The sequence below is a fragment of the Nesterenkonia sp. HG001 genome (assembly GCF_034438835.1).
Taxonomy (GTDB): domain Bacteria; phylum Actinomycetota; class Actinomycetes; order Actinomycetales; family Micrococcaceae; genus Nesterenkonia; species Nesterenkonia xinjiangensis.
In genome coordinates this window covers 56,983-71,487 of sequence record NZ_JAOSZD010000010.1, presented here as the reverse complement: position 1 = coordinate 71,487, position 14,505 = coordinate 56,983, and the positions used below count along the sequence as shown (strand labels likewise).

Genomic DNA, 14,505 nt, shown 5'->3' with positions numbered 1-14,505 from the left:
CGATGCGCTCATTGGTGCTCAACGCCGGCTACGAGCCCCTGGGTGTCGTGTCCTCCCGCCGCGCCGCAGTGCTGGTCATGCATGGCAAGGCCAGCATCCTTGCTGAGGACGGCACGCCGATCGCCTCGCCCACTGCGCTGGTGCCCCGCCCGGCGGTCATCCTCCTCCACCGTTACGTGCGCGTGGTCCGGCGCGGTCCCAGCGCGCCCTCGCGCCGCAGCATCCTGCGCCGCGATCAGCGACGCTGCGCCTACTGCTCCCGGCCGGCCGGGACCGTGGACCATGTGATCCCCCGCTCGCGCGGGGGAGACTCCAGCTGGGAAAACCTGGTGGCCTGCTGCGGCACCTGCAACATCACCAAGGGCGACAGGACCCTCGATGAGCTCGGCTGGACTCTGGGCACGACCCCGCAGCCCCCGGCTCATCACGCCTGGCTTCCCCACGAGCTCGACGCGCCCCACGAACTGTGGGTCCCGTTCCTGGAACATGCCGCCTGAGGATGCTGCGACGACGACGGCGGCGGTCCTGCTGGCCGGCGGACGCGGCAGTCGTCTCGGCGGCGTCCAGAAGGGTCTGCTCACCCACCTCGGCATCCCCCTGATCACGGCCTGGGCCGATGCACTGGAGCTCCGTGGCGTAGAGACCGTGGTCGTCGGACCTGACCGGCTGCGTCCGAGTCTTCCCGAAGGTGTCGACCTCGTCCGCGAGGACCCGCCCTACTCCGGACCCGCCGCGGCGCTCTGCGCCGGGGTGCGCGCCCTAGAGGCCCGGGCATCGGCTCCCGATGCACACCGCCCGCAGCATGTGCTGCTGCTGTCCGTGGACACCCTCGACCCCGGCCCCGTCCTGGACTGGCTGCTCGACCACCTTCCTGCGGATGGAACGCTGATCCCGCAGGACAAGGAAGGTCGGCAGCAGATGCTCACCGCCGCTGTGGAGGCAGAGCCGCTGCGTCGCCGGGTGCTCTCCCTGGTCCCGGGGGAGGAGGTCGGGCGACCCGTCCGCTGGCTGCTCGAAGGGATGGAGGGCCCCGGCGCCGGAACCGTGGTGAGGCCGCTCCTGCCGGAGGGGCTCGGCGTCGACGTGGACACCGCGGCGGACGCCCGCCGCCATGGGGTGTCTCTTCCGCCGGCGGGCACCGATCCGGAGCTGCGCCTGTGAGATGCTGAGGCCATGGCTGAACGATCCGAGCAGGAGATCACCCGAGAGTCCATCGAGCTGTGGGTCGAGGAGCTCGCCCACCACCTCGAGATCGAGGGAGTGCAGATCGACGTCGACGCCGTGCTGAGCCTGGCGGGCACGGCCGCGCACACCGTGGTCCGCCCTGCGGCCCCGGTGACGACCTTCCTCATCGGCTACGTCACCGGCCTGGCCGAGGGCTCAGGACAGGCTGACTTCACCCGCGCATCCCGCGCGGCCACCCGTGTGGCCGAGAAGCTGCTGGAGCGTCGCGCCCGCGCCGAGGGCTGATGAGTCTCACGCCGCTCCCCGACGCTCGCCGCCGCACGGCCGAGGCCGCCGCCGCACTGTGCGGGCCAGGCGTCGGCACGCCGCTGGACGCGGCACACGGCGCCCTGCTGGCAGCGCCGGTGCGCGCCCTGCAGCCGATCCCGCATGCGGCGACCTCCGCCATGGACGGCTGGGCGATCCGTGGCGAGGGCCCCTGGCGCCCCCACGACGAAGCGCCCTCGGACCCCGGGCCGAGCGGACGGACCGCGCTGAGCCCTGTCGACCCGCGTCCCGCCCTCGAGGACGGGCAGGCGGTCGCGGTCGTCACCGGTTCACCGATCCCCGCGGGCACCACCTCGGTGCTGCGCAGCGAGCACGCCCGACTGGACCAGGGCGGCGACGGGCACAGGCTGCTGCACGCCGACCCTGGCAGCGAGGACGTCGAACCTGGCCGCCATCTGCGCCCGTCCGGCTCGGAGGCCGCCGGCGGAGAGGTCCTGCTGAGCCCCGGTGAGCGGCTGACCCCTGCCCGTGCCGCGATGGCCGCCGTCGCCGGTCACGACACCGTCGTCATCCACCCTCTCCCGAGCGTGCGACTGATCTGCACCGGGGAGGAGGTCATCACCTCTGGGCTGCCGGGCCCCGGCCAGGTCCGAGACGCCTTCGAGATCTCCGTTCCCGCCGCCGTCGCCGCCATGGGCGGGCGCATGGCGGGAGTGCATCGGGTGGGCGACGACGCCTCGGCGCTCACCCGGCGGCTGCAGGAGGCGATCGCCGACGGTGTGGGGCTGGTGCTCACCACCGGTGGCACCGCCCGCTCCGAGGCTGACGCGCTGCGGGCGGCGCTGCAGGACCTCGGAGCGGAGCCGCTGGTGGACTCAGTGGACATGCGCCCCGGCCATCCCGCAGTCCTCGCCCGGGTCGGCGGCACGCTCGTGCTGGGTCTGCCCGGCAACCCGCTGGCCGGCTTCGCCGCCCTCGCCGCCCTCGGCCAGGTGGCTCTCGACGCGCTGCGCGGGGTGCCCGCCGAGGCCGCCGTCGGCCTGCCTCGCAGCACCTCCTCGCAGCCCTTGGAGGGTGCACGGCGCGGCCTGCGGCTGCTGCCGGTGGAGCTCCACGACGACGGCGTGGCCCCGGTTGGACATGACAAGCCCCATATGATGCGCGGGCTGGCCTCTGCCGACGCCTTCGCCCTCGTCCCGCCCGGCGGGCTGGAGGCGGGCGCGACGGTGGAGGTCCTGCCGCTGGCGTGGCAGGCTGGAAGCACACCGCTCGGCAGAAGGAGCACATGATGGGACGGCTGACCCAGAGGCACCGGATCATGCGGGTGGGCCGCGACGGGGCGGTCCGCAGCCGCGGGGACGTCGTCGCCGTGGAGGAGCCGCTGGAGCTGCGGCTCGGCGGGGAGCCCTTCACCGTGACCATGCGCACCCCGGGCCATGACTTCGAGCTGGCGGCCGGGTTCCTCGTCTCCGAGGGGCTGGTGGTCGTCGCCGAGGAGCTGCGTGGCCTGCGCTACTGCGCGGGCACCGGCCCGGACGGACAGCAGACCTACAACGTCATCGACGCCTCCCTGGATCCACGCGTCGCGCGGCTGTCCATCGGCCAGCACCGTCAGGTGCTCACCACCTCGGCCTGCGGGATCTGCGGCACCACCAGCATCGACGCCGTGGAGAAGGCGCTGCCTCCGGCTCCGGCGGCCGGGCCGCAGCTGAGCCTCACCGTGGAGGACCTGCTCGCCCTGCCGGACACGCTGCGCGAGAGTCAGCGCATCTTCGACCGGACCGGCGGGGTCCATGCCGCCGGGCTCTTCGACGCGGCCGGCACATTGCTGTGCCTGCGTGAGGACGTCGGTCGGCACAACGCCGTGGACAAAGTGGTCGGGTGGGCATTGATGGAGGGCCGGCTCCCGCTGGTCGGCACCGCCCTGCAGGTCTCCGGACGGGCCTCCTTCGAGCTTGTCCAGAAGGCCGCGCTCGCCGGCGTCGAGCTGCTCGCAGCGGTGGGGGCGCCGTCGTCGATGGCCGTGGACCTCGCGGAACGGGCCGGCATCACGCTGGCGGGCTTCTCCCGGCGCGACAGCATCAACATCTACACCCACCCGGAGCGGCTCAGCGACCTGGCCCCAGCCACGGTCTGACCAGGGGTGATGAACCTCCTGCCCACGATTCCCGTGAGGAGTGTCACAGCCGGGTGCGCTTCTGCCAGAATGGAGACATGGGACTCATCAACGGGCGTCACAGCGGCACCTCCCGCCGCACGGAGAAGGGTGGCGAGGACCAGATCCACGGCCACCGGGTGGAGTTCGAGGACATCGACGAGGATGACCTCACCGTCAGCGGCCCGAAACGCGCCGCGGCCGGCCTGAAGGCCGTCGCCGTCTCCTTCGAGCGTGGTCTGCATCAGGGAGGGATGAGCCGCACCGCGCGGTCGTTCCTCCGGGTCAACCAGCCCGACGGCGTGGACTGCCCCGGCTGCGCCTGGCCGGAGTCCACCACCGGGCACCGCAAGAAGCTGGAGTTCTGTGAGAACGGCGCGAAGGCGCTCGCCGAGGAGAACACCCAGCGGGTCGTCACTCCTGAGTGGTGGGCCGAGCATTCCATCGCCGAGCTGGAGCAGAAGACCGAATACTGGCTGGGTCAGTCCGGGCGCATCACGCACCCGATGATCATCCGCGAGGGAGAGACCCACTATCGGCCGATCGGCTGGGGCGAGGCTTTCCGCACCATCGCCGAGCACGTGCAGGCCACGACGCCGGAGCGCTGCGTCTTCTACACCTCCGGGCGCACCGCCAACGAGACCGCATTCATGTACCAGCTGCTCGCCCGCTCGCTGGGCACGAACAACCTGCCGGACTGCTCCAACATGTGCCACGAGTCCTCCGGGACGGCGATGAGCCCGACCATCGGGATCGGCAAGGGCACCGTCACCCTGGAGGACCTGGAGCAGGCCGAGCTGATCTTCGTGGTGGGGCAGAACCCGGGCACGAACCACCCGCGCATGCTCGGCTCCCTGGCGGACTGCCGCAAGAACGGCGGCAAGGTCGTCGCCGTGAATCCGCTGCCCGAGGCGGGGCTGCTCACGTTCAAGGATCCGCAGACGCCGCAGGGACTGGTCGGCGGCGGGGACCGCATCTCCGACGAGTACCTGCAGATCAAGGTCGGCGGGGATCAGGCGCTCTTCCAGGCGCTGGGGCATCTGCTCATCCAGGCGGAGGAGGAGCAGCCCGGCACGGTGCTGGACCCGAGCTTCATCGAATCCTCCACCTCCGGGTTCGAGGAGTACCGCGAGGCCCGCGCCGAGCTCGACTGGGAGGTCACCGAGCGGGCCACCGGGCTCAGTCGGGAGGAGGTCGAGCACATCGCCGGTCTGATGGCCCGTTCGAAGGCCACCATCTTCTGCTGGGCGCTGGGCATCACGCAGCAGCCGCATTCGGTGGACACCATCCGCGAGATCGTCAACCTGCTGCTGCTCCAGGGCAACTTCGGCAAGCCCGGCGCCGGCGCCTGCCCGGTGCGCGGCCACTCCAACGTCCAGGGGGACCGCACCTTCGGCATCTGGGAGAAGCCCCGGGAGGAGTTCCTCGCGGCACTGGACGCCGAGTTCGGCATCACCTCCCCGCGGGAGCACGGCTGCGACTCCACCGACGCGATGACGGCCATGGCCGCCGGGCGGGCGGACGTCTTCGTCTCCTTGGGCGGGAACCTGGCGATGGCGAACTCGGACACTGCACTGATGGCGCAGGCGCTGCGCCGCACGGGGCTGACCGTGCACATCTCCACCAAGCCCAACCGGTCCCATGTGGTGCATGGGCGGACCTCGATCATCCTGCCCACCCTGGGCCGCTCCGACCGGGACGACAAACACCCCGGTGGGGCACAGATCCTCTCCGTGGAGAACTCGATGTCGGTGGTGAGCTCCACCCAGGGGCGCCTGGAGCCGGTCTCGGACCATCTGCTGGCCGAGCCGGTGATCATCGCCCGCATGGCTGAGGCGATCCTGGGCCGGGACCACCAGGTGGACTGGAGGGCCATGGCCGAGGACTACGACGTCATCCGCGACCATGCCTCCCGGGTGGTCCCCGGCACGGAGGACTTCAATCGACGGGTGCGGCAGAAGTACGGCTTCGTGCTTCCCAATCCGCCGCGGGACCACCGGAGCTTCGCCACGGCCGACGGGCGTGCCGCGTTCTCGGTGCGGGATCTGGAGTATCTGGAGCCTCCTGAGGGCTATCTTGTGCTGCAGACCATGCGCTCCCACGACCAGTACAACACCACCTTCTACGGGCTGGACGACCGTTACCGCGGCATCTCCGGGGGGCGTCGGGTGATCCTCATCCACCCGGAGGACCTCGCCGAGAGCGGTTTCGCGGATCGGGACCTGGTCGACGTCGTCTCCATGTTCCGGGGGGAGGAGCGCCGGGCCCCGCGGTTCCGTCTGGTCGCCTACCCGACCGTGCGCGGCTGCGTGGCCGCGTATTACCCGGAGGCCAACGCGCTGGTGCATCGGGATCTGGTGGCCAGAGAATCCAATACGCCCGGATTCAAGGCGATGATGGTCCGGTTCGAACCGCACGAGGATGGACCAGATTCACGTGAAGATGGCGTTGCTGTCGACTCTTCGGTGGTGATGGCGTAGGCTGAAGCATGTGCGGGTGCTTCGACGGCTCCTACATCGAGTATCGATGCGCCCGCTGAATGTAAGGACAGCAAGACTCTCGATAGTCCGTGGCCTTCATTGAACTCCGTGCCCGTCCGGCCTGGTCGGGCTCGGGAAACGCATCGTGAGATTCGGTGCATCGTAGGAAAGTAAGGGAAACACAATGGCCACTGGCACCGTGAAATGGTTCAACGCTGAGAAGGGTTACGGGTTCATCGCACCCGACGACGGCTCGGACGACGTGTTCGCGCACTTCAGCGCGATTCAGTCCTCCGGGTTCCGCACCCTCGAGGAGAACCAGAAGGTGGAGTTCGAGACGGCTCGCGGCCCCAAGGGTCTGCAGGCTGAGAACATCCGCCCCGTCTGATCCCCAGCTCTCATCTCTGACCGTGACGCGCTCTGCGCGACGGCGGTGAGCTGAACCATCAGAAGCATCGGCCCCCCGGAATCGCCTCGCGCGAATCCGGGGGGCCGGTGTCGTTCTCGGTGACTTGAGGTTCACCGCCATCGTGGCCGGACGCCTGGGTGTCAGGCCTTGTCGGCGCCTGGCTCGCTGTCGCCGCGGAGCATGAGGAACACCATGGCGGCTGCGGCGACGACGATCGCCACCGCGATCCCGCTCGTCAGGTGCACGCCGCTGACGAAGGCCTCACGTGCGGCGTCCATGAGCGCCTCCCCTGCGACGCCTCCGAGCTGCTCGGAGGCCGCGTGAGCGGCCCCCAGGGTCTGGGAGGCGGCGTCCATGGTGCCGGCGGGCACCCCGTCGACGTGCTCGATGCCGCCGCGGTAGCCGGAGGCCAGCACGCTGCCCAGCACGGCCACGCCGAGCGCGCCCCCGAGCTCATAGGAGGTCTCCGAGACCGCCGATGCCGCCCCGGCGCGATGCGGAGGAGCCGAGCTGAGCACGGCGTCGTTGGTCATGGTCTCCGCCAGGCCCACGCCCAGACCGATGAGGAAGAACGAGACCATCACGAAGCCCCAGCCGGTCTCGACCGGAGCGAGCATCAGCACCGCGTAGCCCGAGGCGGCGATGAGGATGCCTCCGACGATCACGGCGCGCAACGAGGTGGCGCGGGCGATCGGGATCACGATGAAGCTCGCGATCACGGAGATCACCAGGCCAGGGACCAGGGCCACCGAGGCCTGCAGCGGGGACATGCCGTAGCCCAGCTGCAGCAGCTGGGGCAGGAAGAACATCGACCCGACCATGGCGAAGACCAGCATGAAATTGGCGCTCACGCCGGCGCGGAACCGGCGCCGGGAGAACAGCTCGAGGTCCAGCAGCGGATGATCCAGGGTGCGCTGGCGCCGGACGAAGATCACCAGCAGTGCGACGCCCGCCGCCAGAGCGGCAATCGGCAGGACCTCGACGCGTCCCTCGGCGAGCTTCTTGACGCCGAAGACCGCACTGATCATGCCGGTCAGGGAGAGCAGCACGCTCATCAGGTCCAGGCGCCCCGGGTTCGGATCGCGCGACTCGGTGACCAGGAACGGCATGGCGACCAGGATCAGGGCGACCACCGGCAGGTTGATCAGGAAGACCGAACCCCAGAAGAAGTGCTCCAGCAGGATTCCGCCGATGATCGGCCCCAGGGCCGCACCCGCGGAGAATGCGGAGGCCCAGATGGCGATCGCCAGCGTGCGCTGCCGTGAGTCCGGGAACAGGTTCCGGATCAGGGAGAGCGTGGAGGGCATCAGCGTCGCGCCGGCCAGGCCCAGCAGGGCCCGGGCGGCGATCAGCATCTCGGCGCTGATGCTGAAGGCGGCGACGGCCGAGGCCAAGCCGAAGCCGGCGGTGCCGATCATCAGCAGCCGGCGTCGGCCGATCCTGTCACCGAGGGAGCCCATCGTGATGAGCAGGCCGGCCAGCATGAAGGCGTAGATGTCGACGATCCACAGCAGCTGGCCGCTGGTGGGCGCCAGGTCCTCGCTCAGATGCGGGACGGCGAAGCCGAGCACCGTCATGTCGACGGAGATAAGCACCACGGGCAGCACGAGAGTGGCCAGTCCGAGCCAGCCGCGTGCGCCGGCTCGTGGTGCGGAGTTCTGGGTCTGGACGCTCGCGGTCAGCTGCGAGGACATCGTCCCTCACCTTTCGATCGCTGCGCGGGACGGCGGGCGCAGCGGTGTCAGTTCTGGTTCGTGCCGCCTGGGGCAGATCGGCGGCGCAGGGCACAAAGCCGTCCTGTCGAGCCGTGAGCAGCGCCCGGGCGGCTCGACGATCACCAGCGTAGCACGAAACATTACAGATGTAAGGTTTGCTCGCAGGCGCTTCCCTTGACGTTGACGTGACGTCAACCTCTAGCGTGGAGCCTATGGACATGACAGACCGTGAATGGAGCATCCAGGAGCTCTCCCGACGGGCAGGGGTGAGCAGCCGCACGCTGCGTCACTACGACGCGATCGGGCTCCTGGTGCCGACTCGTACGGGGTCGGACGGCAGGCGTCACTACGACGCCGAGGCCGTCGCCCGGCTTCAGCAGATCCTCGTCCTGCGAGACCTGGGGATGGCCCTGCCGGAGATCCGGGACACCGTGGCGCAGCCCGGCACGGAGGTCCACCGTCTGGAGCGCCTCGTCGAGAGGCTCGAGGCGGAGCAGGAGAGGCTCGGCGCGCAGATCCGCGCCGTGCGGCACACCCTGGAGGCCCGCAGCGACGGGCGCTCCCCGAGGATGGAGGCGATGATGGACGGTTTCAACGCGCAGTACAAAGATGAAGTGATCGAGCGCTGGGGTGAGGCGTCGCACCGTCGCAGCGACGAGTGGTGGAAGTCCAAGACCTATCAGGAGCAGGTGGAGCTCACGCGGGAGGCTGAGGACCTCATCACGCGCTGGACGCAGGCCGCGGCCGAGGACGGTGACGCGCGTGGCGAGTGCGGTCAGGCGCTGGCCGCCGAGCAGGTCGCCTGGCTGCGCCAGATGCCCGGCACCCCGATGGAGTCCCAGGACCCCGCGGACCGGCGTCGCTATGTGGAATGCCTGGCGCACATGTACGTGGATGACGCGCGGTTCGCCGCCACCTATGGCGGGCACGAGAGCGCCGTGTTCGTCCGCGACGCCCTGCTCCTGCACCTGGAGGGGGACTCTCGGATCTGAGATCTGATGGGCTCTGGCCAGATGTGTCCAATCCGTCTCGGCGTCCGCTCCGAATCTTCTGTGACGGTCGGGCCGAGGACGGCCCGGTCGGCAGGTCGAGGACGATCCTCGGCGAGACGCACGACTACGAGGAGACCAGCCATGAAGACTCAGATGAAGTCCACCGCCTCCGCCGTCCTGGGGATCGGAGCGATCGCTCTTCTCGGGCTCACCGCCTGTGCCGGTGACACCACTGAGGACGCAGCCCCGGAAGAGGAGCAGGAGGAGACCACCCAGGACGAGGGCGTCACCGAGGCCGACGAGGACATGGATGACGACGCCACGGCCGAGGAAGAGGCCGACGACGACATGGACGAGGACATGGACGAGGACGCGGACCCGGCCGCTGAGCTGGTCGGGGCCTCCTGCGGCGACTATGCCGAGCAGGTGCCCGACGGCGACGGGTCGGTGGAGGGCATGGCCCAGGACCCGGTGGCCACCGCAGCCTCCAACAACCCGATGCTCACCACGCTGACCGCAGCGGTGTCCGGCGAGCTGAACTCCGACGTGGACCTGGTCGACACCCTCAATGGTGACGAGTTCACCGTCCTGGCACCTGTCGACGACGCCTTCGCCGATGTTCCCGAGGATGACCTGAACGCCCTGGCCGAGGATGCCGACGCGCTGACCTCGGTGCTCACGTACCACGTGATTCCCGGTCAGCTGAGCCCCGATGAGATCGCCGGTGAGCACGAGACCGTCAACGGCGACATCGTGGAGATCACTGGCGAGGGCGAGGACCTCATGTTCGACGACGCCGGTCTGGTGTGCGGCGGGGTGCAGACCTCCAACGCCACGGTCTACATGATCGACGGGGTGCTCATGCCGGAGATGGCCGAGCAGTGATGAGGCGCCTTCGAGAGGAACCCTGAGGTTCCTCAGCTCCGAGGCCGCTTCGGCGCCCGGGCAGGTGGTCCTGCGGGGCCTCCGCCCGGGCGCCGTCGTCGTCCCAGGCCTCCTCCACGGCGGGGTCGCAGCGGGGAAGAGGCGGGGTGCATCGGAGTGGCAGTTCCTGTCTGCGCGCCGACCTGGCATGCTTATGGCATGCTCGAACCCGAAGACAGGCCGACGCGGAGGGACCCGAACCCTCCCGCGGCCGGCCCCGACCCCTGCGGCGAGCTGCTCGCGCGCACGGCGGCCGGAGACACGCGGGCGTTCGAAGAGCTCTTCCGGAACCAGGGATCCGTGCTCCTGGCCGTCATCCTGCGGATCGTGCGCAGCCGCGCGCTGGCCGAAGAGGTCCTGCAGGACGTCTTCGCCGAGGTGTGGGAGGACTGCACCCGCTTCGAATCGTCCCGTGGCAGCGGCCGCGCCTGGCTCGTGACCATCTCCCGTCGGCGGGCGATCGACCGGGTGCGCTCAGTCAGCGCGCAGCGGGAACGAGACACCGCCCATGGGGAGCGGCAGCTCCATGAAGCGGCTCCGGACGTGCAGCACGAGGCGCTGGAGAACATCGAATCAGCCCGGGCGGCCCGAGCCGTCAAGGGACTGCCGGAGGACCAGGCGCGGGCCATCGCGCTCGCCTACTATCGCGGCATGACGCACGTCGAGATCGCAGACCACCTCGGCGTCCCCCTGGGCACCGTCAAGACGAGGATCAGGGACGGCATGCGACGTCTACGGAGTTCACTGGGGGTGACCGATGCACGCTGATCGAGAGTATCTCGCCGCAGGGTATGTGCTCGGTGGCCTGGACGTCGAGGAGATCGCCCAGGCCGAGCAGCTCCTGAAGGACGATGCCGGGTTCGCCCGTGAGGTCGCGGACTTCGAGGAGACCATGGCGCTCGTGGCCGCCGACGACGACCAGGTGGCCCCCTCCGAGGAGACGGCCCGAGCCATCCTGGCCATCCCCGGTCCGCGCCCATCCGCAGATGCTGCCGCCCAGGACGCCGCGCCCGCCACGGAGCCGCGCCCCCATGCCGACGGTCGTCCCCGAGCCCGGAGGAACGGTCCGGCGCTCTACTTCGCCCTGGCGGCTTCGCTGCTCCTGCTCCTCTGTGCGGTCCTGGGAGGGACGGCGCTGCGCATCCATGCGGAGAACGAGCAGCTGCGGGAGACCGTCGCCGGCCTCGACTCCGAACAGGAGCATGCAGAGCGGCTCCTGGGCGCCCCGGACCTGGAGGCGCGGCACGTCGAGGCGGGGGACGGTTCCAGCGTGACCGTCTCCTTCTCGGTCGCCGAGCAGCTGATCCTGGTCACACCCCATGACATGGATGATCCGGCTGAGGGCGAGGACCTGCAGATGTGGATCATCGACCAGGACGGCGCCCATGACGCCGGCCTGATGACTGCTGAGGGCCCGGCCGTGATCTCCGGCCGTCCGTTCTCCGCTGATGCCGCGTTCGGCATCACCGTGGAGCCCGAGGGCGGCTCGGAGGAGCCGACCTCGGATCCGTTGGTCGTGGCCGAGCTGTGAGGTCCTGGCAGCTCCGCGGGGCCATCCAAACCCGGGAGGGCTCCGAACACAGAGCATGGACACAGCCCTGCTGAGAAGGACATGGGGGCTCCGGCGGCACGCAGTCGCCGGAGTGCTCGCCGCAGCCCTGCTCCTCGGGGTCGGGGACGTGGTCGCCCGGTTCTTCCTGCCGGCGGCCTCTCCGCTGGTCGCCCTGGGGTCCACCGTCATCGAGTTCGCCCCGCCGGCGGTCCAGGAGATGGCGATCTCGGTGCTGGGCCCGTTGAACAAGCCTGTGCTGTTCCTGGGCATGGGGCTGGTCGGAGCCGCGGCCGCGGCAGGAATCGGTGCGATCGGCCGGCGTCGCCCGCTGATCGCCTCCGGGATGTTCCTCGCTGTCGCCGCGATGCTGCTGGTGGCGGTGGCCCGCCGGCCGGAGACCGGTGCTGGTGACCTGATCCCCGGACTCCTGGGAGCCGCCGTCGGGCTGGCCGCTCTGCTGGGCCTCTGGAGGCTCGCCGGGAGCGGCGCCGAAGCCGAGCACCCGGCTCCTGAGCGTCATGCCGAGCAGCGTGCTGAGCCCCATAGGGAGCCTCATCTTGAGCCGCATAGTGGGCCGCACACCGAGTCGTGGCCGGGTTCCCGCCCCGGTTCGAGGCGGGCTTTTCTGGCGGCCGCCTCGGGGGCCACCGCCCTGGCCATCACCTGCTTCGCCGTCGGACGATCGATCGGAGCCTTCGGCCGAGGGGCGGGGGAGCGGCTGGTCGAGCTGGTCCTGCCGCAGCCTGCCCGTGCGGCATCCCCGATCCCCGCGGCCGCCTCGGTCAGCGTCGCCGGGGTTCCGCCGTTCATCACCCCCAACGATGACTTCTACCGCATCGACACCGCGTTGGTGGTCCCGGAGCTGGAGCCCGGGGAGTGGAGCCTCCGGATCACCGGCATGGTGGAGGAGGAGGTCAGCCTCGACATGAGCGAGCTGCTCGACCTGCCGCTGGAGGAGCATCACGTCACGCTGACCTGCGTCTCCAACCCTGTCGGCGGTGATCTGCTGGGCACCGCCACCTGGCTGGGGTTCCCCGTGCGGGATCTGCTGGCCCGGGCGCGCCCCCTGCCTGAGGCGGACATGGTGCTCTCCCGATCCGTCGACGGCTTCACCGCGTCGACGCCGCTGGAGGCGCTCACCGATGAGCGTGCCTCGCTTCTGGCGGTGGGGATGAACGGCGAGCCCCTGCCCCGGCAGCACGGCTTCCCGGCGCGGCTGGTCGTACCGGGCCTCTACGGATATGTCTCGGCGACGAAATGGGTCGTGGAGCTCCACCTCACCCGTTTCGACCAGGACACCGCCTACTGGACCGATCGCGGCTGGGACGAGAGAGGTCCGGTCCTCGTCGCCTCACGCATCGACGTGCCGCGTCCCTTGGCGACGGTGCCCCGCGACGAGGTCGTCGTCGCCGGCACCGCCTGGGCGCAGCACGATGGGATCGCCGCAGTGGAGGTCAAGGTCGACGACGGCGACTGGCAGGAGGTCGAACTGGCCGCCGAGGTCACGGTGGACACGTGGCGGCAATGGCGTCTGCCCCTCGATGGCGTGGAGCCCGGCAGGCACGCCGTGACCGTGCGGGCGACCTCCGTCTCCGGGGACCTGCAGATCGGCGAGCGCAGAGATCCCATCCCCAACGCCGCCACGGGGCACCATCGGATCGAGTTCCAGGTCGAGTGACGCACCTCCGCGCCCCGGACGGCGGGCAGCCTAGCACCCGGTGATCCGAGCGTCGGACCCGCGGCGTTGTACGGTGGTCTCACGCCGGTCTCAGGAGTGCTGAGGCGGGCCCAGGAGGGAGCACATGGCCGTCACACTGCGCGACGTTGCCCAACGCGCCGGAGTATCGATCAAGACGGTCTCCAACGTGGTGCATGAGCGGCAGTACGTGAAGGACTCCACACGGGAGGTGGTGCAGGCGGCCATCGATGAGCTGGGGTACCGGCCCAACCTCTCCGCCCGCAGCCTGCGAAGCGGCCGCTCCGGGGTCATCGGTCTCGCGCTTCCGGAGGTGCGGCTGCCCTACTTCGCGGAGCTCGCCGATTCGGTGATCACCGAGGCCAAGGAGCGGGGGCATACCGTGCTGATCGAGCAGACCGGCGCGGAGGTCTCCTCGGAGCGTGAGCTGCTGCGCAGCCCGCGCCTGCAGCTGTCCGATGGTCTGATCTTCAGCCCGCTGGCGCTCTCCCAGGCCGATGTCGGCCTCCTCGACGTCGACTACCCTCTGGTCCTGCTGGGCGAGCGGATCTTCGACGGCCCCTGTGATCATGTGGTGATGGACAACGTCGCCGCCGCGCGCGCCGCCACTGCGCACCTCATCGACACCGGCTGCCGCCGGATCGCCGTCATCGGCGGCCACCGGGACGAGGATCAGGGCTCGGCCGCCCTGCGGCTGCGCGGATATCAGCAGGCTCTGCAGGCCGCGGGACTGCCGCTGGACGAGGAGCTGGTCGCCTACGTGGGCCTGTGGCACCGTCACGACGGTGCGGAGGCGATGCGCGAGCTGCTCGCCTCCGGGGTGGACGTGGACGGCGTCTTCGGTATGAATGACACCCTCGCCTTGGGAGCCATGCGCGCCTTGCAAGATGCCGGCCTGGGCATCCCCGGCGATGTCAGGGTCATCGGCTTCGACGACCTCGAGGAGACCAGGTACACGGCTCCCACACTGTCCTCGGTGGACCCGGGGCGCATGGAGATCGCTCAGACGGCGGTCCAGGTGCTCCTCGAACGCATCGAGGAGCGACTCTCCGGCACCGAGCGTGCACCGGGTCGGCAGCACACCACCAGCTATCGCGTGGTGTCCAGGGAGTCCAGCGCTTGAAGGTGGA

Annotated in this window: 14 protein-coding genes; 13 read left to right on the top strand and 1 reads right to left on the bottom strand. The window is 70.1% G+C overall.

The features are described 5' to 3' along the window. The first annotated feature begins 2 nt into the window (after positions 1-2). The 7 genes from ODE13_RS15225 (at position 3) to ODE13_RS15195 (ending at position 6,475) form a co-directional block, all read left to right on the top strand. Positions 3-497, top strand: coding sequence for an HNH endonuclease (locus tag ODE13_RS15225; protein WP_179541069.1), 495 nt, complete (start codon positions 3-5; stop codon positions 495-497). Then, entirely contained in the window at positions 487-1,161 is a 675-nt protein-coding gene (locus ODE13_RS15220; RefSeq protein ID WP_322480025.1) for an NTP transferase domain-containing protein, read from the top strand. The genes ODE13_RS15225 and ODE13_RS15220 overlap by 11 nt, the downstream gene beginning before the upstream one ends. A gap of 12 nt (positions 1,162-1,173) precedes the next feature. Further along, positions 1,174-1,470 carry a DUF6457 domain-containing protein gene (locus ODE13_RS15215; protein WP_322480024.1) on the top strand — a complete coding sequence of 99 codons (297 nt, stop codon included), beginning with the start codon at positions 1,174-1,176 and terminating at the stop codon, positions 1,468-1,470. Beyond that, positions 1,470-2,741, top strand: coding sequence for a molybdopterin molybdotransferase MoeA (locus tag ODE13_RS15210; protein WP_322480023.1), 1,272 nt, complete (start codon positions 1,470-1,472; stop codon positions 2,739-2,741). Before ODE13_RS15215 ends, ODE13_RS15210 begins: the two co-directional genes overlap by 1 nt. After that, positions 2,741-3,589, top strand: a complete 849-nt coding sequence (fdhD, locus tag ODE13_RS15205) for a formate dehydrogenase accessory sulfurtransferase FdhD (RefSeq protein WP_322480056.1) — start codon at positions 2,741-2,743, stop codon at positions 3,587-3,589. The genes ODE13_RS15210 and fdhD overlap by 1 nt, the downstream gene beginning before the upstream one ends. A 77-nt stretch (positions 3,590-3,666) precedes the next feature. Further along, the gene (locus tag ODE13_RS15200; protein WP_322480022.1) at positions 3,667-6,087 is read left to right on the top strand and encodes an FdhF/YdeP family oxidoreductase; all 2,421 of its coding nucleotides are present in this window, start codon (positions 3,667-3,669) and stop codon (positions 6,085-6,087) included. Between the two features lie 184 nt (positions 6,088-6,271). Beyond that, positions 6,272-6,475 carry a cold-shock protein gene (locus ODE13_RS15195; protein ID WP_179541064.1) on the top strand — a complete coding sequence of 68 codons (204 nt, stop codon included), beginning with the start codon at positions 6,272-6,274 and terminating at the stop codon, positions 6,473-6,475. A gap of 161 nt (positions 6,476-6,636) precedes the next feature. Here ODE13_RS15195 and ODE13_RS15190 read toward each other — a convergent pair whose 3' ends face one another. After that, the gene (locus ODE13_RS15190) at positions 6,637-8,190 is read right to left on the bottom strand and encodes an MFS transporter (RefSeq protein ID WP_322480021.1); all 1,554 of its coding nucleotides are present in this window, start codon (positions 8,188-8,190) and stop codon (positions 6,637-6,639) included. Positions 8,191-8,429: 239 nt separating this feature from the next. On the opposite strand from ODE13_RS15190, the gene ODE13_RS15185 reads away from it, so the two are divergent. From ODE13_RS15185 to ODE13_RS15160, 6 genes are all read left to right on the top strand, one after another. After that, positions 8,430-9,203: a MerR family transcriptional regulator gene (locus tag ODE13_RS15185; protein ID WP_322480020.1), complete on the top strand. Its 774-nt coding sequence runs from the start codon at positions 8,430-8,432 to the stop codon at positions 9,201-9,203. Positions 9,204-9,344: 141 nt separating this feature from the next. Further along, positions 9,345-10,088, top strand: a complete 744-nt coding sequence (locus ODE13_RS15180) for a fasciclin domain-containing protein (RefSeq protein ID WP_322480019.1) — start codon at positions 9,345-9,347, stop codon at positions 10,086-10,088. A 198-nt stretch (positions 10,089-10,286) separates the two neighbouring features. Continuing rightward, entirely contained in the window at positions 10,287-10,895 is a 609-nt protein-coding gene (locus ODE13_RS15175) for a sigma-70 family RNA polymerase sigma factor (protein ID WP_322480018.1), read from the top strand. After that, on the top strand, positions 10,885-11,658 hold the full coding sequence (locus tag ODE13_RS15170; RefSeq protein ID WP_322480017.1) for an anti-sigma factor domain-containing protein: 774 nt from the start codon (positions 10,885-10,887) through the stop codon (positions 11,656-11,658). Before ODE13_RS15175 ends, ODE13_RS15170 begins: the two co-directional genes overlap by 11 nt. 55 nt (positions 11,659-11,713) lie before the next feature. Beyond that, entirely contained in the window at positions 11,714-13,357 is a 1,644-nt protein-coding gene (locus tag ODE13_RS15165) for a molybdopterin-dependent oxidoreductase (RefSeq protein WP_322480016.1), read from the top strand. A gap of 124 nt (positions 13,358-13,481) precedes the next feature. Further along, on the top strand, positions 13,482-14,498 hold the full coding sequence (locus ODE13_RS15160; RefSeq protein WP_322480015.1) for a LacI family DNA-binding transcriptional regulator: 1,017 nt from the start codon (positions 13,482-13,484) through the stop codon (positions 14,496-14,498). Positions 14,499-14,505: the final 7 nt, after the last annotated feature.

Coding starts and splice junctions, on each gene's coding strand:
- ODE13_RS15225 (WP_179541069.1), top strand. CDS start 3: ATGCGCTCATTGGTGCTCAACGCCGGCTACGAGCCCCTGGGTGTCGTG.
- ODE13_RS15220 (WP_322480025.1), top strand. CDS start 487: ATGCCGCCTGAGGATGCTGCGACGACGACGGCGGCGGTCCTGCTGGCC.
- ODE13_RS15215 (WP_322480024.1), top strand. CDS start 1,174: ATGGCTGAACGATCCGAGCAGGAGATCACCCGAGAGTCCATCGAGCTG.
- ODE13_RS15210 (WP_322480023.1), top strand. CDS start 1,470: ATGAGTCTCACGCCGCTCCCCGACGCTCGCCGCCGCACGGCCGAGGCC.
- fdhD (WP_322480056.1), top strand. CDS start 2,741: ATGGGACGGCTGACCCAGAGGCACCGGATCATGCGGGTGGGCCGCGAC.
- ODE13_RS15200 (WP_322480022.1), top strand. CDS start 3,667: ATGGGACTCATCAACGGGCGTCACAGCGGCACCTCCCGCCGCACGGAG.
- ODE13_RS15195 (WP_179541064.1), top strand. CDS start 6,272: ATGGCCACTGGCACCGTGAAATGGTTCAACGCTGAGAAGGGTTACGGG.
- ODE13_RS15190 (WP_322480021.1), bottom strand. CDS start 8,190: ATGTCCTCGCAGCTGACCGCGAGCGTCCAGACCCAGAACTCCGCACCA.
- ODE13_RS15185 (WP_322480020.1), top strand. CDS start 8,430: ATGACAGACCGTGAATGGAGCATCCAGGAGCTCTCCCGACGGGCAGGG.
- ODE13_RS15180 (WP_322480019.1), top strand. CDS start 9,345: ATGAAGACTCAGATGAAGTCCACCGCCTCCGCCGTCCTGGGGATCGGA.
- ODE13_RS15175 (WP_322480018.1), top strand. CDS start 10,287: ATGCTCGAACCCGAAGACAGGCCGACGCGGAGGGACCCGAACCCTCCC.
- ODE13_RS15170 (WP_322480017.1), top strand. CDS start 10,885: ATGCACGCTGATCGAGAGTATCTCGCCGCAGGGTATGTGCTCGGTGGC.
- ODE13_RS15165 (WP_322480016.1), top strand. CDS start 11,714: ATGGACACAGCCCTGCTGAGAAGGACATGGGGGCTCCGGCGGCACGCA.
- ODE13_RS15160 (WP_322480015.1), top strand. CDS start 13,482: ATGGCCGTCACACTGCGCGACGTTGCCCAACGCGCCGGAGTATCGATC.